This is a genomic window from Halomonas sp. SpR1 (assembly GCF_031010175.1).
GTDB lineage: Bacteria > Pseudomonadota > Gammaproteobacteria > Pseudomonadales > Halomonadaceae > Vreelandella.
The window spans coordinates 15,359-38,821 of the sequence record NZ_JAUAMB010000025.1; the positions used below are offsets into that span (position 1 = coordinate 15,359).

Consider the following 23,463-nt stretch of genomic DNA (forward strand, 5'->3'; position numbering starts at 1 on the left):
GCTTGCCACCCCCAAAAGCTCGATTAGACTCACGAAGTGTCGCTCCGATTTGTCAGCGGTTTAAGGCTGTCTGAAAAGCGGTGTTGGAAGAGAACAGAGTAACAAGCGCTGTAACAAGGGTTGGGTGGTTACTCCCAGGCGCACGCGCTGGTGCGCTTGCAGAATTCTAATGAAAACCGTGAGGTGAACCATGTTTTCAATGTCATTTGTTTCCGGTCAGGCGAAGTCTTTACTGGGAACCGTTCATGAAGGCGGGCGCTGGGGTAGAGATACGTTTCATGACCATCAGTTACACGTGGTTCCACATCCCAGCCCATGGGAGTCGTCTATCAAGGCCATACGCTTGGCGTGGGAAGATGCTCGTAATGAAATCTCGGTATTTGAAAGTTTCGAACGTCCCTTCGTTTTCGAAAACTTGCCTATGCCAGCGTTGGGAAGGTTGAAGATGCGCATTGAAGCGATGGATGAGTCCGGCAGTGTGCTGCCCAATTCAAGCATGACGATTGATTTAGATGTGGTACCAGAGAGTGATACGTCTCAAGAGACGCTTCCAGAGTCAAGAGAGGAAGCGTCTCTTGAGACTAAGAGTGCTGCGCTCGTCGATGACCCGGTGCTTCCACAAGCTGACGATGGTTTTGCAGTTCAGGCGGTGATAGCAGATACCTTCACTCCGATCCGGATTCAGGCAGAAGATGCTGACGACAGCGATGGCGTCTCGGCGGTTATTGCGGGCTCCGGTATTAACGTGGTCGATGACCCCCTCAGCCAGCCGAATGCGGTCAATGCCGACGGGCAAGCTTATGTGGACTATGGCGACGGTGTTAATGGTGGTGAAACACTGACGTTCACGTTCAGCGTTGAAGAGGCGGGTGAGTACGAACTGGCGCTGGGCTATGCGCTTAGTCAAAACGACGATGGCACCGATCGAAACCGCCCCCTACGGCTGGACGTCAACGACCAGTTAGTGGATCGCATGTTCGATCTGCCCAGTACCACACTCACGAGTACTTCAACCGACTTCAGCGACTACGGTGAACGTACCATTCGCGTACTGCTCGAGGCGGGCGAGAACACGGTAATCTTTACCTCTAACGGCGCTAGCGGCCCTAATGTTGACTACCTGGAAGTCCGCGCACCGGATCCGGATGTGTACGTTGTTCAGGCGGAAGATCTCGTGCTTTCGCCATTGGCCGACAACGAAAACGGTGCGACCAACCGCGTGGTCACCGTCGACAACATCGCCGACTTAACCGATGGGCTGGAGACCTTCCGTGTGGGCGCCGAGGGCGCAAGCTATCTCGACTGGGCATTCAACAATGCCAATGCCTACGGCGAGTTCACTCTGGATGTCGCCACTTCGGGCACCTACAGCGTGACGGTGACCTATGCGACCAGTACGGCGCGTCCGTTGGATCTCTCCTTGGTGGACGAGGGGGGGGTGACCCAGGTAGGTACGTTCAATTTCACCCCGACGGCGGAGCCGAACTACTACCCCGACGATGTCAGTGATGTGCCCACGGCCAATCAGCCAGCGGGCCCTGGCGGTAACAACCCGACTCGACAGACCGAATGGGAAGGCTGGTCCACCGAAACCATTGAAATCTCTCTCGCCGGGGGCAGCAACACCCTACGCCTCGGCGGCGCTGCCAACGGCCCCAATATCGATAAGTTAGAGGTGGCGCTAGTGGCGGCAGACCCGGTCGACCCCACGACGCCAGTGATCGATGCCATCGTGATGCAGGCTGAAGACGCCGATCTCGGGGCTGGTAATGACGCAGGCACCTTGGTGCGCGACGCCGAGAACCCCGAAAGCGGGACAAGTTTTCAAGGGCTTCGTCCTGATTATTCCGGCACCGGCTATGTCGACTACGGCAGTGCGCCGGGAGATAGCCTAACCTTCACGGTCAATGTCGCCGAAGCCGGCAGCTATGATCTGAACTTCCGCTATGCCAGCAGCGGCGACCGTCCGATGAGCCTTGCCGTCAACGGTTCGCCGCTGGCGCAGCAGGCCTTTGCGTCCACGGATCCCAATGCAACTAACGAAGCACCGGAAGGCTTCGATGTGTGGGCCTATCAAAGCCTGACTACCGAACTCGTTGCAGGCGACAATACGATCGTCCTAAGCATTCCCGAAGGAGCTGGGAGTGGCCCGAACCTTGACCGACTTGAAGTCACGACCGCGGGCACCGGCCCGGTCGGCGATGTTCAGGCGGATGCCGATGAAACGCCGCTGGTGTTCAGCGCTGACAACAGCTTGATCAACGGCGCAGCCGTGGGCGAGGCTGGTTTCAGTGTGACCGGGCTCGATGAAGACATTGCGTCTGTGGGGATAAGCTTTGATGGCGGCGTCACCGTTGAGGAGGTAACGCCTAATACGGACGGCAGCTTCACTCTCGATCTTTCTGGCCGTGGCGACGGTGACCTCACAGCCACTCTGATCGCCATGGATGCCTTTGGTAACCGTGTCGAGCAGTCAATTGACCTTACCCTGGATACCACGGCTGATGAAGGTGATGATCTAGCCCTTGAGGGCCCGGGTGCCGAGATCGCTACTGGGGACAGCGACGCAGTGGTGTTCGGCGTTGCCGGTATTGATGCCGATTCGATCCTCGAAGTCAGCTTTGACGGTGGCGAGACGCGCCAAACTGCCTCTAGCGATGGTGACAGCCTGACGGTTGACCTTAGCGGCCAGGGCCCGGGCGACGTAACGGTGACGCTAATTGTCACCGACGCCGCCGGTAACGAAGCCACGGTGCAAGATACGGTCACGCTAGCCGCGGCGCCTGGCCCGGTGGCGATCGATGTCAGCTTCGACAATGCGACCATCAGCGCTTATAACGACACCCAGGACAACCCGGCAAGCGGTACCGGCGCTACGGTGGAAGACGACGGCGCCACGCTTTCGCTGACCGATAACGTCTGGAAACGGGCAGAACTGCCAAGCAGCTACACCATTACCGGCCAGACATTGCTGACGCTGGATGTGGCGATTTCGGACGCGCCGGTACCGGAAATTGTCGCGATCGGTTTCGATGCTGACGAAAACCCCTTCAACGGTGGCAATAGCGTCTACCAACTAGGCGGTACCCAGACCCAGGGTGGTTTCGTTGATTTGCGCGGCCAAGGTGTCGACAACGGCGACGGTAGCTTCCGCTTCACCATCGACCTGTCGGCGCATGCCGGAATCACTATCGACTCGCTGGTATTCGTCAACGACGATGATTTAGGCGCAAAGGGTAGTACAAGTTTCAGCGCCGTGAGCCTTTCCGAAGAAGAGGCAGGGGAAACCAATAGCGCGCCTCGTGTGGTAGGCGGTGGTATCGCAGATCTGAGTTTGGATGAAGGCGCAAACATCGAGGTCGATTTGCCCTTCGTCGATGATGATGGCGATGCCTTGAGCTACAGCTTCGTGGTGACCGACAGCGACGGCCAAGAGATCAGTATGGACGGCCTGAGCGTGGATAGCCAAGTGTTGAGCGGCAGTCTCGAAGGACTGGCACCCGGCAACTACACCGTTTCGGTGACCGCCGATGACGGTACCGCCAGCACCTCGACCGACTTCACGCTGACGGTCGAGAACGTCAACGATGCGCCAGCCGCTGAGCCTGTTGCGCTTGAACCTTACTTCGGTGAAGTGGGTGAGAGCTTCATCCAGATTCCGCTTGCGGACTTCGCCACACTGTTCTCCGACCCTGACGGCGATACCCTGACGCTCTCCGCCGAGGATTTGCCCGCTGGGCTTGAGGTGGTGGACGGCATTATCCAGGGCATTCCCAGCCTAGGGGGCTCGTTCGACGTGGTGATTCGCGCCACCGATCCGTCTGGCCTTTCAGCTACCCAAACGCTGAGCTTCGTTATCGAAGGCACGCAGGTGGGTGACGCCATCACCATCGAGGCGGAAAATTTCACCGACCTGGATGCCGCCAACTTGATTGTGACCGGCAGTGCGAGCGCGTCCAATGAACAGCTGATCCGGCTGACCAGTAATGAACCCGCCACCATCGGCACCGACCTGGCCGCTGGTGGTGTCGAGCCTGGCTGGTACGTGGCGCGGCTGTATGTGTTTGATGAAAACGATGGTGAAGGTGCATTAACGCTCACCATTGGCGATACCGTCCTGCAGGCGCGTAATAGTGCAAGTGATAGCCTAAGTTCCGATGTGGTGCTCAACGACAACTTTGGCACCATCGTGGGCAGCGGGCCAAGGGGGAATGCAGGGCAGAGCGGTAACCGCAAGGAAATCGTCTTTGAAACGCCCTTTGAGGTGACTGCTGGTGATTTAGCAAGTCTCGAATTGCGAGGTGCCGGTGGCGAACAAATGCGCATCGATTCGCTGACGTTCGAGCGAATCGATGAGCCGGTTAACTCGGCGCCGACGCTTGAAGGCCTCTCTACCGACGTTAGCGTCGACGAAAACAGCTCAGCCGTGGCTAACCTGGTGATCGACGATGCCGATGGTGACAGCCTGACCGTCACGCTATCCGGTGCCGACGCAGCGCTCTTCAGCTTTGATCAGGCAACCGGCGAGCTGGCGTTCATCAACCAGCCAGACGCAGAGCTTGCTGCCGACAGCAATGAAGACGGCGTCTATGAGCTCACGGTGACCGTTTCCGACGGCGAAGACAGCGTTTCCCAGGACACCCTGATCACGGTGGCGGATATTAACGAAAGTATCGTCATCGATCAGACGACTTACTCCATTGATGAGAATCTGACCGAGATCGGTGCGATTCCAGTGGTCGACGAAGATGGTGCTTCCACCGGGCTCAACGCGCCGGTATTTGCTATCACCGGCGGCATTGATGCACCGCTGTTCATTATCGATGAGGCGACCGGCGTACTGAGTTTCACCAGCGCCCGCGACTTCGAGCTGGCGGTGGATGATGACGAGGACGGTGTTTACGAAGTAGAAGTAACGGTCACTGACGGTGATCTGACCGATGTTCAGACCCTGGAAGTCACCGTGAATGACGTCGACGAAGCCCCCTTCACGCCACTCAGCCTGCAGATCCAAGACGGCACGGTGACCAGCTTCGATGACGACGCCAATGCAACGGATACCACGGTGCGCAATGCGGGCAATCCCGAAGATAACCCGGATTTAGAAAACGGCCTGCGTCCGGACTTTTCCGGTACCGGCTATCTGGACTTCGGCGATACCGCTGGCGATAACGTTACTTGGCAGGTCGATGTAGCCCAGGCGGGTCAGTACGACATCAGCGTGCGCTACGCCACCAACTCCGATCGTCCACTGGATCTGGTGATCAATGGCGGCACCCCGGTCGTCCTCGATATGTTGGCGACCGATCCGGATGGCACCGGGCCGGTAGAAGGATTCGACAACTGGCTGTTCGAAACCGTCACTGTCACCTTAGAGGCGGGTAGCAACAGCATCGAACTGGCGATTCCAGAAGGCGCGACCACCGGTCCCAATATCGACCGGATCGAAATCACTGAAGGGGGTACAGGGCCGATTCCCGTCGATGACAGTGCAGACGAAGATGGTAATCTGACGCTGACCGCCGCCGAAGCCACCCTTGAGCCTGATCAACTTGCCACGGCGCTGTTCAATGTGGCCGGTGCCGATGCCGATATCGTGATGTACGAAGTCAGCTTCGACGGCGGCACCACGCGCACGGAAGTAACGCCGGAAGAAAATGGTGATATCACGGTGGATCTCAGTGGCCAAAGCGGTGACGTCACCGTGACGCTGATCGTCACCGACGCTGTGGGCAACGAGGCTCAGGCAAACGAAAGCGTGATCATTGGTGACGGCAATGTGGTGGTGGAGCCCTTTACCGTTCAGGGTGAAGACGCCATCGTTACCGATGTCGGCGGCACTGCCCAAGGAGCCGTCACGCGCGTGGTAGATGCAGACAATCCCGATGACTTTGGTAACTTCCGTGAGGGAGCCGTCGGTGACGCCTACTTGGACTTCGGCACCGATGCCGGCGATCAAATTACCTTCAACATCGATGCGCCAGCGGCGGGTACCTACACGGCCACGATTCGTTACGCCAACGGTGGAGCCGCGCCTCGCCCATTGGATTTGGCGGTGAATGGCACCGCTCAGCCTCAGGTTCCCTTTGTCAATGCGGCGGACGATGGCGTTAACGACCCCTGGGATGAATGGTTGGAGCAAGAGGTAGAGGTAACGCTTGATGAAGGCGCTAATACCTTCACGTTGACCATTCCCACTGCGCCCAACGGCGGTGTGGGCAACGGCCCCAACATCGACCAGATCACTTTCGACTACCAACAGGACGATGGTAGCGAACCTCCGGCCGAGCCCTTCTTGTTCGAAATTCAGGGCGAGGCTCTTTCGATCGATGACGATGAGCCTACCCCGGATACAGTGGTGCGTGACGCCGATAATCCTGAAACCAACGAAGCGGCTGGCCCCGATGGGCTATGGGATGGCTATACCGGCACTGGCTATCTGGACATGGGTGGCGAAGCCGGTGATGCGGCCTTCTTTGACGTGAGTGTCGAAGAAGCGGGCACCTATACCCTGAGCGTGCGCTACACCAATGGCGGTGGAGACGGTGCTGACCGGCCCATGAATATTTTGGTGGGCGGCGAGTCCCAGGGTGAGATGGCCTTCCCCCTCACGGGTGAAGGCAACGCCGGCTGGTTGAACTGGCAAGAAGCCACTATCGAAGTTGAGCTTGAGGCGGGCAGCAATACGATCCGGCTTGAGAACGTGGGCAATGCAGGCCCCAACATCGATAGCCTGAGCGTCACGCGGGACGCTGTCGAGCCGCCGGATGTGGTGGAACCGGTTGACCGCTTCTCGGTCAAGATCAACTTCCAACCCGAAGATGTTGCGATACCGGAAGGCTACATTGCCGACAACGGCAAAGCTTTCGGCACTCAATCGGTGACCATCGACGGCCAGACCTACCAATATGGCTGGGTCACCGAGGCGTCGATCTACGATGACGAGCCCGGTACCATTCCATTAGATATTTCGAGCCTTACCAACGTGGCGGTCAACGACCGCACCGATGATATTGCGGGGCTTGATCCGCGTCAGGGCACCTATGCCCATTTTGACCAGCCTGGAAGCCAGTATGTGCGCGCTGGCTGGGAAATAGAGCTGGAAGACGGCTACTACGAGGTCACCATTTCGATTGGCGATACCTCTGGGCCGTACGACAGCCGCAATGTGCTGAATGCAGAAGGCGAGCTGTTCAACGATCCCTTCACCCCGTTCCGCCCTGACGACTTCCCGGCGGACAGCAATCCGGGCGACGATACCGAGGGCGTGCGCTCTGACTTGGTCACTCGCATCGTACAGGTGAGCGACGGTCGTCTGACGCTGGATTCGCTGGGTCTCGATAACGAGAATACTGAGATTCAGTACATTGAGATCCAGTCGCTTCCCGACCTGACCCCGGAGGATGATCGTGAAGCGCCGCAGGACTATGCCTTCTTCACCGATGCCCGTGCTATTGCTGGCGTCGGGGAGAATGAAGTGGAGGTTGACCTCGACGGAGAAGATGGCGCTGTCCCCACCGGTGTTGATCCGACCTCGGATATCTTCGTGGGTATTTCGGTGGTCGACGGGCGTGGTGGTGCCTTGCTGGAAAGCCTAAACGACGGCTCGGTGAAGCTATTCGAAACGGTTACCGGTGAAGAGGTCTCGTTCAACGTTAATACGACCGGCGGCTTTGACTCACTGACCATCTCACCCAGCCAGATGCTCAAGCCGTTTACCAGCTATACCCTGGTGATCGATGGCTTCCAGGATCGCGGCCCCAACGATGATGCCGATGCGCCCACCCGGGAATTCCAGAAGTACACTAACACCTTCGTCACCGGTGAAGAGCCGGAAGTCGTCGCCCGCGACGTGGCCTTCAACGATGTGGTTGAGCTCAACGGTGCTGCCGACAATGCCTATGGCTTCACATCGCTTGAGATGAGCCCCGACGGCGCCTTCATGTACATCGCGACCATCGGCGGTGATCTGTTGCGCTACAACGTCGATCCGGTCGACGGCTCGCTATCCAACCGCCAGGACCTAAGCCTGCCGAGCGATTACTTCGACCAGCCCGGGGAGAGTCAGCAACGTGGCATCATCGGCCTGACGGTCGACCCCACCGATCCGAACGTGCTGTGGATCACCGATAACTATCCCATCCCCCTCAACGGGCGCGATAACGGCGTGCCGGAATTCAGCGGACGCATTACCAAAATCACGCTGGACGGTGGCAATGAGTTCTCGGGTACTGCCGAGCCCTATATCACCGGGCTGCCACGTTCCAACGGCGACCATGTGACCAATAGTCTCGAGTTCCGCGCCAACCCCGACTATGATGCGGCCACCAATCCCGATGTGCCGACGCATCTGCTGTATTTGATTCAGGGCTCCAACTCGGCCATGGGTGAGCCTGATAGCGCCTGGGGCAACCGGCCCGAGCGGCTACTAAATGCCTCGGTGATGGAGATCGATCCGACCCGTGATGCGCCTCCTGGGGGCTTTGATGTCTCCACCGAACCTGTGCCCGACAACGGCCAGAACACCCGTTTCAATGACCCGGATGGCCATCCCAAGGATGATCCTATTCCCATGGGAAACGGCGAGTTTCTGGTGTTCGACGAACGCGGTGTGGCCACGGTGCAGGACGCTGATGGCACCGTGCTCCAGAGCTACTACGATCCTTTTGCTGAAGGCGCGGTACTGACCCTATTCGCCACCGGGGCGCGCAACGCCTACGATCTGGTCTGGCACTCCAACGGCTTCCTGTACGTGCCGACTAACGGCTCGGCGGCGGGCGGCAACGTGCCGGACGATCCCTCGACGCCGGAGAACGAGCGTTACACTAACGTAGAGAAGCAGGACGACTATTTGTTCAAGGTCGTCGAAGGGGGGTATTACGGTCACCCCAATCCGCTTCGGGATGAGTATATTATGAACGGTGGCAACCCCACCGGGGGCACTGATCCCAACCAGGTTGATAGCTACCCAACCGGAACGAATCCCGAGGGGAGCTACGATATCTCTGGCGTTTATTCGCTGGGCGAGAACCGATCACCCAATGGCGCGGTGGAATACACCAGCGGTATTTTCGGTGGCAACCTTCAGGGCAATCTGCTGTTCACCGAATACTCAGGCGGTGATGACGTGCGCAGCATTACCCTCGATGCCAACGGCAATGTGATCGGCGATGACGTGCTACGCGATCCTGAAGGTAACGTTATCAGCTACGTCGATCCGCTGGATATTATCGAGAACCCGGTGACCGGCCAGCTCTATCTACTGACCTTGAACCGGGGTAATGGGCAGAGCCAAATCATTCGTCTGGACCCCGCACCGGGCGGTGTGGTGGATCCGGTGGACCCTGATCCAGGCGACGATCTGGTATCACTGCTGGTTATTCAGGCAGAAGATAACACCCCCAATGATGGCACTTCCGTGACGCTTGCCGACGCGGAGATACAAATCCGTGATCTTAACAATCCAGAAACCACTGCAGGGTTACCTAACGGACTGCGCCCCGGCGCCTTTGGTTTGGATGGCAATACCAACGATAACGACGGTGTGCCCGGCGGCTATGCAGACTTCGGCGCCACCAATGCCGACTTCCTCACGTTCAGCTTTAATCTTAATGCCGACCAGGCCGGTGAGTCGGTGCTGCGGCTGCGCTATGCCAATGGTGGTACCGCTGATCGTCCACTTGAGGTATTCGTCAACAACGTTAGCGTCGGAGTGTTCGACTTTAGTCCTCCTCCAGGGCTTACCGGGGATGCGGCCTGGGCAGAGTGGCTGACCGAAGACGTGGCAGCGTCGCTGGTGGTGGGAGAAAACACCGTCCGGTTGCAGTCTACGGATAATACCGGTCCCAACATTGACCAGCTTGAAGTGCTGCAGTCGCCGCCGGATACCACGCCAGGCTTCACCGAATATGAGGCTGAGAGCGCCTTGCTTGATGGCCCTGTAGTGGTGCCGGAAAGCGCTGATGACCGCAACGCCTCTGGCGAAGGCTACGTTGATTTCGATGGCACAGGCGATCAAACCATCACCTGGACTGTCGATGTCAATGAGACCGGCAACTACGAAATCGGCTTCCGCTACGCCCTGGCGGCGAGCAAAGCCGACCGCCCGATGGAAGTGACCATCAACGGCGTTAACTTAGGGCTGGTCAACTTCGTCGGTCAGAGCAATGAGGCGGAAAACGACTGGTTCTTCCAGGAGCTATTGGTCAACCTGCAAGCGGGCAGCAACACCATCAGCGTGACGGCACCTGAGGCCAATGGTCCCAATGTGGATCTGCTTCGGGTTCCAGATGCACCTACCGATACCTTTATGCCGGTGTACGCCGATGTCTCCGACGGTGCGCGCATTGAGCTGGAGAGTGGTGACAATGCCCGAGCGATCAACGACCTGACGGCCGATTTCTACTTTACGGTGGATGCCGATGGCCTTTATCGCCTGGATCTTGCGGCTAACGCCGGTGCCAACGATGGCCAGGGCCTGACCCTGACGCTCAACGGTCAGCCAGTGGATGTGCTGGCCTATCCGGGACAGGGGGATGCCGGGGAAGAAGGCACCTATGTCGAGCTTGAGGCTGGCGTGGAGTACAACCTGCGAGTGGTTTCCACTGCCGATGGTGCCGATGAGCTGGACTACCTTGATGTGACACCGGTCTCGGGTAATGACAACGCCGACATTGCCATCCAAAGCGGCGATGCTGCCTACTACTCTGACCGGCTGCACTTCAGCTACCTGGAGAACAATAGCGCCTCGAATCCTGATCGAGACTTCAAAGAGAGCGCAACGGTAACGATTTCTAACACTGGAAGCGAGGCATTGGAAATTCTCGATGCCGATATCGATGGCCCGTTCGTGCTACAAGATCCGAGTATCTTCGAAGGCTTGACGCTCGCCGCTGGAGAGTCGCTGGAGGTGACGGTGCTGTTTGACCGTGACAGTTACACCCCGCCAACCAACGACGCTGGCGACGGAGTGTTCGAAGGGCGCATTCGTCTGACGACCAACGATGCCGACTCGCCGATTGCCGAGATTTACATGGCAGGCTTCTGGCAGGCGCGAGACGAGGGCGGTTGGGAACCCAATGTCAACGAGGTCTGGGAAGTCTTCGGCTTCGGTAACCGCATCGATGGCCTGACCACCGTAGGAGGCGGCGAAAACTCCGTACTCAATGACTTCGACCTTTATCGCCCCGTAAATGACGACGAAGTACTGTCACGCTACTGGACGCTGGCCGATGGTGCTGGCGAAGCGAAAATTACTCAGTTGGCGGCATATCATGGCGGCGGCGGGGCCACACTGGGTATCCATAACCCTGGTAATAAAGGCCAAGACATCATCTTCAGCAACCATGCTGGCGATAACAACCAGAGCCTTCTGCCTGTGAAGAGCGATGGGCAGTTTGCTACCGCGAATTTCTCTTTGGCGGATATTCCCAGCGGCTGGACCGGCCAGGGCGTGTTTGGCATCGAGGTGGCGAACCTCTCCACCGACCCATCGCTGAATCCTGAAGGGGGCGGCACGCCGCCAGCGGATGCCGAAGGCATTGAGCGCGGCTACACGGTGCGCATGTTCCGGGCGCTGGATGCCGAGGGCAACGTGATTCCCAATACCTATCTGGGTGTCATGGATTACACCGGCATCAACTACGACTACAACGACAACATGTTCCTCATTGAGGGTGTGACGCCGGTAGCCGGGGGTGAGTTGACGGTGATCAATAATGACGGCGTACCATCCAATGATCGCCTAGTAATGTCGCGCATTGAAAATCCGGCCAACGCCGCGCAGGAAGTGCACGATGAAGCCACCATCACGATCAGGAACGATGGCTTCGAAACCCTTGATATCAACAGTATTGAGGTCAGTGATACCACCTTGTTCGAGCTGACGGAGGCGTTCGCGGCGATTAGCCTGGAGCCGGGCGAGTCCATCGACGTAACGGTGCGCTTCATCGCCGATGATCCCAACGATGCCAGCCTGTACGAGGCAAGCCTAGTCATCAACTCAAGCGATGCTGATGAGGGCGAGAAGGTCATCCAGCTCGCCGGTTTGGCCCAGAACCAGTCCGAGAGCGGCCAAGAACCGCTCGTTCAGGAGATCATCAACGCCTTCGGCTATACCACCAATGTGGCCGAGGGGCAGATGAATCAGGGGGGGCTGGTGGAAGCCAATGGCGACGAGATCCTGTCGCCTTACTTCCAGCGTGCTGACGGTAGCTCGCCGATCAAGATCACCCAACTGGCGGCCTACCACACCCAGGGTGACGTGGCCCGCCTGTTCATCCACGACGTGGATAGCCGGGATCTCGACGAGATTCTGGCCCACGATGAGGCCGATGGTCAGACGCTACTGCCGCGCACGCTCAACAATGGCGATCTCTTGACCACGACGACGTTGGATCGTGATGCACCCTTTGGGTTCTTCGCTGAGATTTCGGGTCGCCAGGGCTATATTTCCTGGTCGGATCCGGATGCCAACCTTTATGAGGACACCATTGATGCTATCGGCAATCCGGGCACCAATCTCAACTGGGACGAGAACGATGGTCACCTGATTCGCGTCTATATCGCCAAGGATGCTGCCGGTAACGTGATTCCAGATACCTATATCGTGATTCAGGATTACGCGGGGGTTAACTACGACTACAACGACAATATCTTCCTGGTCGAGAACGTCCAGACCTATGATCCCACCGGGGCGGAGGATGCTGACGGCAACGGCCGGGTGGATCTGTACGACGACGATGACAACGACGGCGTACCGAACTTCATCGACAACCCCGAGCCGGTGGGCCAGACCGCCTTCAATGCCGGTGAGACAGCTTGGGCAGTAGGCAACGATGGCTTGACCCTCGAAGCCAAGCTTTATGATAACGGCGGTCAGGGAGTGGCGTATAACGACACCACCGCTGCGCACCAGGGGGCGGCCTTCCGCGCTGACGAAGCGGTGGATATCTCCAACGGCACCGAGGCGCTTGGCTACATTGCCGATGGCGAGTGGGTCGAGTACACCCTCAACGTGGAGACGGCGGGCACCTATACGCTTAGCTTCTCAACGTCTGCGGTCACCGATGGCAAGACCATCACCGCGGCCTTCGAACAGGGGGGTGGCTTCTATACCCCGGCGCAGGTACAGAATCTGCCTAACACCGGTAGCTTCACCAGCTTCCAGACCGTTGGTCCGCTGACCTTTGAACTGGAAGAGGGCGAGCAGGTGCTAAGACTGACCTTTAACGGTGGCCAGTTGGATCTGGCGTCGTTCACCCTGGACTTCGAAGCACCGTTGAACGATGGACAGAGTGCCTTTAATGACACCCAGACTGCCTGGGAGGTTGGCGCGGAGGGCTTGAGTCTGGAAGCGCGCTTCTATGACAACGGTGGCCAGGACGTCGCCTATAACGATACCACCGCCGCCCATCAGGGCGATGCCTTCCGATCCGACGAGGCGGTGGATATCTCCACGCCCTCGCAGGCGATCGGCTTCATCGAGGACGGCGAGTGGGTGGAATACACCATCAATGTGGCGGAAGACGGCGTTTACGACCTCGACTTCCTCACCTCTATGGCTTCCTCCAACCCGGCCGCACGCTCGATTACCGCAAGCTTCGCCAAGGGCGATACGCCCTACGTGACGGCTTCATCGGTCGGGGTATCGCCAACGGGAAGCTGGACCTCCTTCACCCAGACCGATACCACCCAGGTAACGCTCGAAGCCGGTGAGCAGGTGCTACGGCTAACCTTCAATGGCGGGCCCATGGATCTCGCATCGTTCAACTTAGTGCCCGTTGATCAAACCCCGGTCAATCAGGCGCCTGAGGTGGAGGCCGGTATTGATGACATCACGATGGTGGAAGGCGAAGCGATCAACTTCAGTCTACCTGAGGATGCCTTTGTCGATGACGATGGGGACAGCTTGACTTATACCGCCAGCGGCTTGCCCAGCGGAATCTCAATGTCAACGGAAGGCGTGTTCTCGGGTACGGCGACTAGCGCGGGAAGCTTCGACATTATCGTGACTGCTTCGGATGGTCAGGATAGCGTTCAGGCGGCGTTCACGTTAGCGGTAGAAGAGGCCCCGGTCGTCGACGGCCAGCAAGCTTTCACGGATGACGGAAATCCCTGGCAGGTGGGTAGTGACTTCACGCTAGATGCGGTCAACTACGATGAAGGAGGGCAGAACGTTGCTTATAACGATGCCGAGGCTGATCAGATTGGATCGGACTTCCGTCCTGGTGATGGTGTGGATATCGTCGGTGACGGTGACGCCATTGGCTGGGTGGACGAGGGCGAATGGGTGGAATACACACTTAACATCCAACAGGCTGGGGTCTACGACCTTTCGTTCTTGTCTGCCCTTGGTGATAGCAGCGGTGCACAGCGCAGCATCACGGCGACCTTTACTAAAGGCGACGGTACGCCCTACGCGTCGATTGACCCGGTGGTGATATCGCCGACAGGTGGCTGGGGCAATTTCCAGCCCACTGATGCCACCCAGGTAGCGTTAGAGACCGGCGAGCAGGTGCTGAGATTGACCTTCAATGGCGGGTCGCAGGATCTGGCTTCGTTCAGCTTGGCACGTGATGGTCAGCAGGCTTTCAATGCAGGCGGCACTCCATGGTTGGTGGATGCTGATGAAGGCTTGACGCTTAATGCGGCTCTGTTCGACGAAGGTGGTCAGGAGGTTGCCTACAACGACGCCGATGCTGTGCAGATTGGGTCTGACTTCCGCCCGGATGAAGGGGTAGATATTGTTGGGCAGGGCGAGGCGATAGGCTGGGTCGATGAAGGTGAATGGGTGGAATACACCATCAACGTCGAACAGGCTGGCAGCCACACCCTGTCGTTCGTGACCTCGTCACCCAATAATGGCCGCACCATCTCTGCTGCGGTTGAACAGGATGGCGTCTTTTACGAACAGTCCGCCCCGGCGTCGGTGCCGAACTCTGGCGCCTGGGGAACCTATTTGGACGGACCTTCGCTAACGCTGGATCTTGAAGAGGGTGTCCAGGTGTTGCGACTTACCTTCAACGGTGGTTCTCAGGATCTGGCTTCGTTTCAGATCAGTCGAGATCCTGATGTGAATGCGGCCAGTGTGTTGAACATGGATATGATGAACATGGCCAGCGATATGAATGATGGTTCGTCCATGGAGGAAGAACTCGTTGCGATGAGTGATGATGTGAGCATCAGCGGCGTGCAGGAAAATGACCAAGGCGTCTTGATGTAATGTTCGAATCATATAGCACTTGCTAGAGTCCGCGAGGCGGTGCTGATGAGATAAAAGTGTTAATAAAGCCTGCGAGAAATCGCAGGCTTTATTCGCGCAGTGAATTTGGTTTGCCACTGTCGGCGGGGTGATACCCCGTTTCTCTATGGACTGCGCAAGACGCTCTCTGAGTGACAGCAAAGGATGGATTGTATCTTTGGCAAATTCGATCAGTTCGTGGCGCAAAAGGAGCTAAATAGGTATGTGGCCATCGCCCTGATCAATGCCAGTATGCACTGCTCAAACGCATGATTTTCGAAATTGGGGTAGTAAAGTCGCCTGGAGGGCCGTTAGAAGAACTTGCTGATGTAATAGTGAAAGCTAATGTAATAGAGAAAATTAGCCGACAAACAAAAACAAAAAAGGCAGACCAGTAAGTAACTGATCTGCCTTTCGAAATATTGGTAGCGGGGACCGGATTTGAACCGATGACCTTCGGGTTATGAGCCCGACGAGCTACCAGACTGCTCCACCCCGCATCAACGTGTGGCGTATTCTACAGAGATTTTGCGTTAAGTCAATAAGGGGATTAACACGTTCGGCTTATAGCGGTTGCGCGCATCCTGCTGCAACATGGAGAGAGTGCAGCTATGCTTTAAATAGCCATAACAAAAAGCTTACGTTGGTGCATTGCTCAAGCAAATAATGCACTAGGGTAATACAGGCGCAGTCGCGCTTATTCACAATGGCTTGCGACGTAACGTGCATGTTTTGAGATCCAAGCCATTTGTCATATCAGGGAGGTAGTCAATGGCCAATCAAGCCCCCGTCGCCTGGGTAACTGGTGGAACTGGTGGTATCGGTACGGCAATTTGTCGTTCGTTGGCAGATGCGGGATATCTGGTTGTGGCGGGTTATCGAAACCCCGACAAGGCCAAAACCTGGCTGGAAACGCAGCAAGCCGACGGCTATAACAATATCGAATTGTCAGGTGTCGATCTTGCTGACCACAACGCCTGCCTGGAAGGTGCCCGTGAAATCCACGACAAGTATGGCCCGATTAGTGTGCTGGTGAACTGTGCGGGCATCACCCGTGACGGCACCATGAAAAAAATGTCCTACGAGCAGTGGTACGAAGTGCTCGATACCAACCTCAACAGCGTTTTTAACACCTGCCGTAGCGTCATTGAGATGATGCTTGAGAATGGTTATGGCCGAATTATCAATATTTCATCCATCAACGGGCGTAAAGGCCAGTTTGGTCAGGTCAACTACGCGGCGGCGAAAGCCGGTATGCATGGCTTGACCATGTCGCTGGCGCAGGAGACAGCCACCAAAGGGATTACCGTCAACACCGTATCACCGGGTTATATCGCCACCGATATGATCATGAATATTCCAGAAAAAGTTCGCGAAGCAATTCGGGAAGCAATTCCAGTGAAGCGCTATGGCACGCCAGAGGAGATTGGCCGTCTGGTCACCTTCCTAGCCGATAAGGAGTCAGGATTTATTACCGGTGCAAACATTGATATCAACGGTGGTCAGTTTATGGGCTAGTGGTTAGCCCAAGAGAAGAGGGCAAACGGGAGGCTATAAGCCTCCCGTTTTTCTTGCTAATGCTACGGCAGTGGCACTCGCGCCAGTCTGCTGAGCAGATTATCCAACTCCTCCACTTCAGCCTCCCATAGTGTGGCTGGCATTGGCCCTAGCGCCAATAGCGCAACCAGGATGTCGGTCACTTCTTGATCACGGCTACGCTCTTGATTGAAGCCTTCATTCAAACGCTCTACCTGAATCGCCAGACGCAGCGGCTCATCGCTTTGCCGCACGCTACCCACGGCCAGCATCGAGAGGTGCACTCTTAACCTGGCAAGGGAATCGGCTATGCGAGCATGATCAGCGTCTGATAGCGGTACTGCTACGCTATGGCGCTGTTGATTGCGTACGTTATGTGACTGATGAAAAGCGCTGGGCAAGGAAGTGTTGAGAAACGTTTGCGCGTCCACATCGCTGGGGGTTCCCTCGCCGAGATAGCGCTGGTCGGCGGCCAAGTGAGCGTTCACTAATGGCATAATCGCATGCCAATGTTGAACCGTGTCGGCGACCGCCAAACGGTTTAGGCGTTCTCGGCGTGCGCGCACAATGCCACTCATCCGCCGCTGCATGCCTTCGCTGCGTCGATTGCGGGGCAGTGGCTCAAGCTGGTTGGCCTGCTCGATAAAGCGCTCCAGTGTGGCCGACTCACTCGCCTCAAGAGGCTGCCAGCTATCCATTTCGTCGATGAGAGCCTGCATCTCATCAAGCTGCTTTTGCTGGCGCGCTGCTTGCTCACTTTTATGCGCATCGCGTTGGGCAAAAAGTTGGTCACACTCGTGGCGAAAGGTTTTCCACAGCGTTTGCTCCTCGCCTTTTGGGGCTCGACCTAGCGCTCGCCACTGCTGCTGTAACTGTTTGGTCAGTTGAACGCGCTGGGCCAACGGCTGACTGTCGTCGTTGCGCAGTGCGCTCACTTGACTGATCAGTTCGCGTTTTTGCGAGGCGATCGTTTCAGCGCGCTGATCAATCAACGCCTGTAGCTGATGGCGAATAGTACCAAAGCGCCGCCCAACAGCCTCTGAGCGCTCACGAGGAACGGGGCTGTAGTGCCGCCATTGGTGGCGCGCTTTGTCGCGAATCTGCCGCAGTACATCGGGGTCGGCATCTTCTGCGGGCTGAGCCAGCAGGCTTTCAAGCTGCTCACACAGCGCTTCTCGGGCTTTCAGGTTGTTCTCGCGCTCTTTACTGAGCTGATCCCGCCAAGGGGCAAGACGCTCGTGGATACGATCCGAGGCACTGCGGAAACGGGCAGACTGTTCGCGGTTGGCCGCCGCATCGCCCAGTGACTTCCACTCTTTGACCAGCTGGCGATGGTGGCGGTCAAGCGCTTCTTCCGCCATGTAGAGATCGTCAGCCAATGCTTCGATGCTCGCACATAGCTGCTCGCGCTTTGGCCCGGCGACAAACCCCCGCCAGTCGCGTAATTCCGCAAGCCGGGCGGCCAAGTGCTTTAAGCGCGTTTTGAGCGGTTGGGTGGCGGCGCTTTCCAGCGCTTCAATGCGCGGTTTTAGCCGCTGGTGCAGTCGGCTGGCGCTTTTAAAGGCGCCGCGCTCTAGCAAGTGCTCAAAGGTGTCGAGTTCCGCGCTATGGGCCTCCAGTGTGGCGCTGTCCTCTGTAGGCTGCGAGGGTGCGGTGCTATCAGCATTACACGCAGCCTGGGCGCGGCCGAGCAGCGCCGGAGGCGTTAAGGTGTCTGGCCACTGGCATTCGCTAATCAGAGTGGCCAGGGTAGCGTGGTCGCCACTGGCCAGGGCGGTTTCGATGGGAGCGCTTACCGCGCACCAGCGCTGCCACGCCTCTAGGCACTGATCGTAGTGCTGCATCGCCAGCGTGTAGCGCTGGCGCAGGGTCTCGCTGGGTGGGTGGACATCGGAAAGCGCCTGCCAGCGTTGGCCGAGTAGCTGACGCTGGGCTCGCAGGCTGTCGATATCCTGCACGGTCATGGCGGAAGCGTGGCATAGGCCGTCGAGGGTCTCTTCGATGCCTTCAAGCAGCTGCTCACGGGTGTTTTCGGCTTCTTCACGGCGCTCGTCGCTCTGCTGGCGAGCCTGCTCCTGGGTCTCGTGGTCGTGAAGTGTTTTGCGGCAATTGAGCACGGCTTGATGAAAGCGCTGCTCCTGTTCCACGCTGGCCGGCTGGTTCAGTTGCTCCCACTGACGTTCAAGGTGTCGAAAACGCCCACCGTAAAGAGGCTCCCAGGGCGCGCGGGCATGCTGCTCCAGCTGATTCAAAAGCGTTTCGCGCTGCTGCTCTTCAGCTTCCAGCCATTGGGCGTCGCTGCGCAGGCGGTTGAGGCGTTCCCGGGCCAGGCGAACCACCTGACGGTCTCGACGTGCCTCTTTCAGCAACCGTTTTAGTCCCTCTTCATCTTCAATGCGCTCGGCGGCCTGATGGCGAACGGCGGCCACCCCATTGTGGCAAGCTTGATGAATCAGCTCATTCTCGTCGCTCAACTTACTCAGTGCGACCAAACGCAGATTGAGGTTGTCCCCCTGCAGGGCTACCGCACTCAGTACCCGCGGCTCTTCGACCTGTTCAACCAGTGCCTGGCGCTGGTTCAGGTCAGTATGGCCTTCTCGCCCACTAAGTCGTTGGCAAACCGCATTGAACCAGGTTTTATCCTGCTGATGATGGGGGTATGCGTTTACCAGGCCTGCGCAGTCATCCAGAGCCAACAGAGCGGCAAGGCGAATCTGACTATCGCTATCTTGAGTGAGCGACTGCAGCGCTTGACGCTGCTCCGCTTGCTCGGGGTTCAGTCGTTGGAGGGCCTGACGGCGCACCTCGGGGTCAGGGTGTTGCCACCGAGGTGCGAACAGGCGTCTTAACAGTCCGTGCATGGATCATCCTGCGAGTATGAAATGCGTAGCATGAAAAAAACGGCTCGGTGGTTGCAGTCACCGGCGCAGTCGCTTAGCTTGGCGTTGCTATTGCTATCTTGTAATAAGCATGGTGTGACAAACAGCTATTTTCTAGGCCACACTGCTTCTAGACCACACTGTTTTTAGACTACAGTGTTTCTAGACGACGAGATGCGTGATAGTACGCTACCTTAATCTTATATGAACATGACGGGGAGTTCGGCCATGAGCCTTAACGTGGATAGTGCCGTAGTGGCCTTTACCTTCAAAGGCGGCATGCTGCCGATGACCGTCATGGAGCTAAGTAGTGCTGACCCGGAGCAAATCCGGCAGCAGTTGGCTGGCAAATTTTCCCAGTCCCCCGCTTTCTTTCAGCATACACCGGTTGTGCTCAGCGTGGAAAAACTCGATGAACCCCACTTAGCCCTTGAGCGTATTTGTGCCGTGTGCCGTGACCATAAACTGTTGCCGGTGGCCGTGCGCGGTGGCACTGAGCCGGTTCGCCAGTCGGCCTGGGCGCTGGGGTTGGGTTGGTTTCCGCCGGTGGCAGAAGGGCGTGCGCGGGTGCTGGAAAGTGTCGGTAGCTCGCCGGTGCAGGAGGTCGTCCGTGAGGAGCCAGTGAGCGAGTCCGAAGCGCCAACGCTTGCCACGCGGCTTTATCGCGGTACCGTTCGCTCTGGGCAGCAAGTAAGTGCCTCTGATGGTGATTTAGTGGTCATCGGGGCGGTGAATGCCGGGGCGGAAGTGCTGGCGGCCGGCAGTATTCATGTCTACGGTGCACTGCGGGGTCGTGCACTGGCAGGCATTCATGGTAATACCCAGGCGGGTATTTATTGCCGCGAACTGGAGGCTGAGCTGCTTTCAGTGGCAGGCAATTATAAGCGTTCGGAAGATATCGACGCACAACTTCTGGGGCGTCCTGCAGAAGTTCACTTTACAAAAGAACAGCTTGAAATTAAGCCACTGGGCTAAGGTATTTGTATGAGGCTGCGTTGGTGCTTCATGCCTAGCGACGCCGAAGACGCTATCCGTTACAGTATGGCATGTTGATGACATTGACGTTCCCGTTATGCGCTGAGCGCCAACTGACTCGCGCTCGCGACGAACGACTTCAAGAAGGAAGTGACTCTTGGCCAAGATAATTGTAGTGACCTCTGGTAAAGGAGGGGTCGGTAAAACCACTAGTGCGGCAGCCATCTCGACAGGACTTGCGCTGCGCGGTAAAAAAACAGTCGTCATTGATTTTGATGTGGGCCTGCGTAATCTCGACCTGATCATGGGCTGCGAACGACGCGTGGTGTATGACTTAGTCAACGTGATTCAAGGTGAAGCAGGGCTTAACCAAGCGTTGATTCGTGATAAGCGCGTCGAGAATCTATTTATTTTGCCCGCTTCCCAGACCCGCGATAAAGATGCCCTTACCCAAGAGGGCGTTGCAGAGATTTTGGAGAAGTTGAAAGAAGATTTCGACTTCATTCTTTGCGATTCACCCGCCGGTATCGAACGCGGTGCGCAGTTGGCCATGTACTTTGCCGACGAGGCGATTGTTGTCACCAACCCCGAAGTATCGTCAGTGCGTGACTCTGACCGTATTTTAGGCCTGTTGGCCTCTAAAACCCGGCGTGCCGAGCAGGGCGATGATCCTATCAAGGAGCACCTGCTAGTGACGCGCTATAACCCCGAACGAGTGACCTCCGGCGATATGCTGACGCTGGACGATATCCGCGAGATTTTGGCGATCAATCTGCTGGGCTTGATCCCTGAATCAGAGGCCGTGCTACGTGCCTCTAACCAGGGCGTGCCCGTTACCCACGATATCTCCAGCGATGCGGGGCAAGCGTACAGTGATACGGTATCGCGCCTGCTCGGTGAAGACATGCCGCTGCGTTTCCATGAAATGCAACGCAAGGGCCTGCTGAGCCGTATGTTCGGGGGAGGTCGTCGATGAAACTGCTTGAGTTCTTGAAGCGTGAGCGCAGAAAATCCGCCTCGGTAGCCAAAGAACGTTTGCAAATTATTGTCGCGCATCAGCGTAGCCAGCGCGGTCAGCCCGACTATATGCCGATGCTTGAGCGCGAACTGCTTGAGGTGATACGTCGTTACGTCCACGTGGACGACGACGCCATTCAAATTTCCTTGGACAGCGAAGACAACTGCTCTGTGCTGGAGCTGAACGTTACGCTTCCAAAGAGCTGAGCCCTCTGCCTGGGGTTAGAAACTGAAGACGGGGCGAAAGGGGTGGCGGGTGTGCTAGGCTTGGGCTTTTCATTGCCCAGCGGAGTGATTGTCCATGGCGCCACCCAATGCTGCCCCTGCCAGTTTCCTCTGGCATGACTATGAGACCTTCGGGGCGGATCCGCGTCGCGATCGGCCAGCACAGTTCGCAGCCCTGCGTACTGATGCCGATCTGAACGAGATCGGTGAGCCGATTGAGCTCTACTGCAAACCCGCCGACGATTATCTGCCTCATCCGGCCGCCTGTTTGATCACCGGCATTACCCCGCAAAAAGCCCAACGCAATGGTCTCCCCGAGGCAGAATTCGCGGGCGAGATTCAACGCCATATGAGCGAGCCGGGCACCTGCGTGGTGGGCTACAACAGCCTGCGTTTTGATGACGAAGTCTCGCGGCATCTGTTTTATCGTAATTTGCTTGATCCATACTCCCGTGAGTGGCAGAACGGCAATTCCCGCTGGGATTTAATCGATGTTGTGCGCGCCTTTTATGCGCTGCGCCCGGATGGAATCGAGTGGCCGCTGCGCGAAGACGGCGCGCCCAGCTTCAAGCTAGAGCACTTAACCGCAGCTAACGGCATTGCCCATGAGGGCGCCCACGATGCAGTAGCCGATGTGCGGGCCACTATCGCTTTGGCGCGTTTGCTCAAAGCGCGCAATGCCAAGCTGTTTGACTATCTGCTCGGCCTGCGCGGTAAGCGTGCAGTGGCTAAACAGCTCGATTTGCCCAACGCCAAGCCGCTGCTGCATATTTCCCGTCGTTATCCCGCCAGCCGGGGCTGTAGTGCGTTAGTGATGCCGCTAGCCGAACACCCGACTAACCCTAATGGGGTGATCGTTTACGATTTGAGCGTTGATCCCAGCGATATGCTGAGCATGTCGGCGGAGCAGATTCGTGAGCGGGTTTTTGTCAGTCAGCAGGATTTAGCCGAAGGCGAGGCGCGTATTCCGCTGAAGGTGATCCATATTAACCGATGCCCGGTGGTGTTCCCCGCCAGTGCTTTGAAAGATGTCGAGGGGCCTAATCAGGGCGAGTACGGCACCATCGTCGAGCGCTTAGGTTTGGATGTGGCGGCATGCCGGCAGCACTGGAAAACTCTGCGTGATGCCAATGGTGTCGCTGCTAAGGTCGCAGAGGTGTTTAGCGCCGGTTACGACGACGCCCCACAAGACCCTGATCTAATGCTCTATTCGGGCAGCTTCTTCTCCGCCGCGGATCGCCAGCAGATGGAACGGGTGCGAGAGATGGAACCGTGGGATCTGGTCGGGCAGCGCTTTGCGTTTCAGGATCCGCGCCTGGAAGAGATGCTGTTTCGCTATCGCGCGCGCAGCTACCCCGACACTCTGGAAGGCGAGGAGCGCGAGCAGTGGGAGGCGTTTCGCTGGATGCGCATCAATGATCCAGCCTTGGCAGGCTTTACCCTGAAGGCGTTTGCGCGGGAAATTGAGCAGTACAATCAGCAAACTCTCACTGATCGCGAGCGGCAGATTCTGGAAGAGCTGGTGATGTTCGTGGAGGCGATGATGCCGGCCCAGGCGTTTGACGCCTGAGCCGGTGTCGATGGTCTAAC

General features: G+C 57.4%; 7 protein-coding genes and 1 tRNA gene. 6 read left to right on the forward strand and 2 right to left on the reverse strand.

Annotated elements, in window-relative coordinates; translation table 11 throughout:
* The first annotated feature begins 190 nt into the window (after positions 1 to 190).
* The gene (locus QT231_RS16400; RefSeq protein ID WP_308337924.1) at positions 191 to 15,223 is read left to right on the forward strand and encodes a carbohydrate-binding protein; all 15,033 of its coding nucleotides are present in this window, start codon (positions 191 to 193) and stop codon (positions 15,221 to 15,223) included.
* A gap of 441 nt (positions 15,224 to 15,664) precedes the next feature.
* Here the strand turns inward: QT231_RS16400 and QT231_RS16405 are convergent.
* Positions 15,665 to 15,741, reverse strand: a tRNA-Met gene (locus QT231_RS16405).
* 271 nt (positions 15,742 to 16,012) lie between these two features.
* On the opposite strand from QT231_RS16405, the gene phbB reads away from it, so the two are divergent.
* On the forward strand, positions 16,013 to 16,759 hold the full coding sequence (gene phbB, locus QT231_RS16410) for an acetoacetyl-CoA reductase (RefSeq protein WP_308337925.1): 747 nt from the start codon (positions 16,013 to 16,015) through the stop codon (positions 16,757 to 16,759).
* A 62-nt stretch (positions 16,760 to 16,821) separates the two neighbouring features.
* Here phbB and QT231_RS16415 read toward each other — a convergent pair whose 3' ends face one another.
* Entirely contained in the window at positions 16,822 to 19,638 is a 2,817-nt protein-coding gene (locus QT231_RS16415; protein WP_308337926.1) for a DUF349 domain-containing protein, read from the reverse strand.
* A 246-nt stretch (positions 19,639 to 19,884) separates the two neighbouring features.
* On the opposite strand from QT231_RS16415, the gene minC reads away from it, so the two are divergent.
* The 4 genes from minC (at position 19,885) to sbcB (ending at position 23,443) form a co-directional block, all read left to right on the forward strand.
* Positions 19,885 to 20,631 carry a septum site-determining protein MinC gene (gene minC, locus QT231_RS16420; RefSeq protein ID WP_308337927.1) on the forward strand — a complete coding sequence of 249 codons (747 nt, stop codon included), beginning with the start codon at positions 19,885 to 19,887 and terminating at the stop codon, positions 20,629 to 20,631.
* Positions 20,632 to 20,788: 157 nt separating this feature from the next.
* Complete coding sequence (gene minD / locus QT231_RS16425; protein ID WP_308337928.1) at positions 20,789 to 21,607, forward strand: septum site-determining protein MinD; 819 nt, start codon at positions 20,789 to 20,791, stop codon at positions 21,605 to 21,607.
* A complete protein-coding gene (gene minE / locus QT231_RS16430; protein WP_007111776.1) occupies positions 21,604 to 21,855 on the forward strand; it encodes a cell division topological specificity factor MinE in 252 nt (83 codons plus the stop codon). Before minD ends, minE begins: the two co-directional genes overlap by 4 nt.
* A gap of 94 nt (positions 21,856 to 21,949) precedes the next feature.
* A complete protein-coding gene (sbcB, locus tag QT231_RS16435; protein ID WP_308337929.1) occupies positions 21,950 to 23,443 on the forward strand; it encodes an exodeoxyribonuclease I in 1,494 nt (497 codons plus the stop codon).
* Positions 23,444 to 23,463: the final 20 nt, after the last annotated feature.

Bases quoted from the DNA above. Each gene is read 5' to 3' on its own strand.
- minE (WP_007111776.1), top strand. From the start codon at position 21,604: ATGAAACTGCTTGAGTTCTTGAAGCGTGAGCGCAGAAAATCCGCCTCG.
- minC (WP_308337927.1), top strand. From the start codon at position 19,885: ATGAGCCTTAACGTGGATAGTGCCGTAGTGGCCTTTACCTTCAAAGGC.
- phbB (WP_308337925.1), top strand. From the start codon at position 16,013: ATGGCCAATCAAGCCCCCGTCGCCTGGGTAACTGGTGGAACTGGTGGT.
- QT231_RS16400 (WP_308337924.1), top strand. From the start codon at position 191: ATGTTTTCAATGTCATTTGTTTCCGGTCAGGCGAAGTCTTTACTGGGA.
- sbcB (WP_308337929.1), top strand. From the start codon at position 21,950: ATGGCGCCACCCAATGCTGCCCCTGCCAGTTTCCTCTGGCATGACTAT.
- QT231_RS16415 (WP_308337926.1), bottom strand. From the start codon at position 19,638: ATGCACGGACTGTTAAGACGCCTGTTCGCACCTCGGTGGCAACACCCT.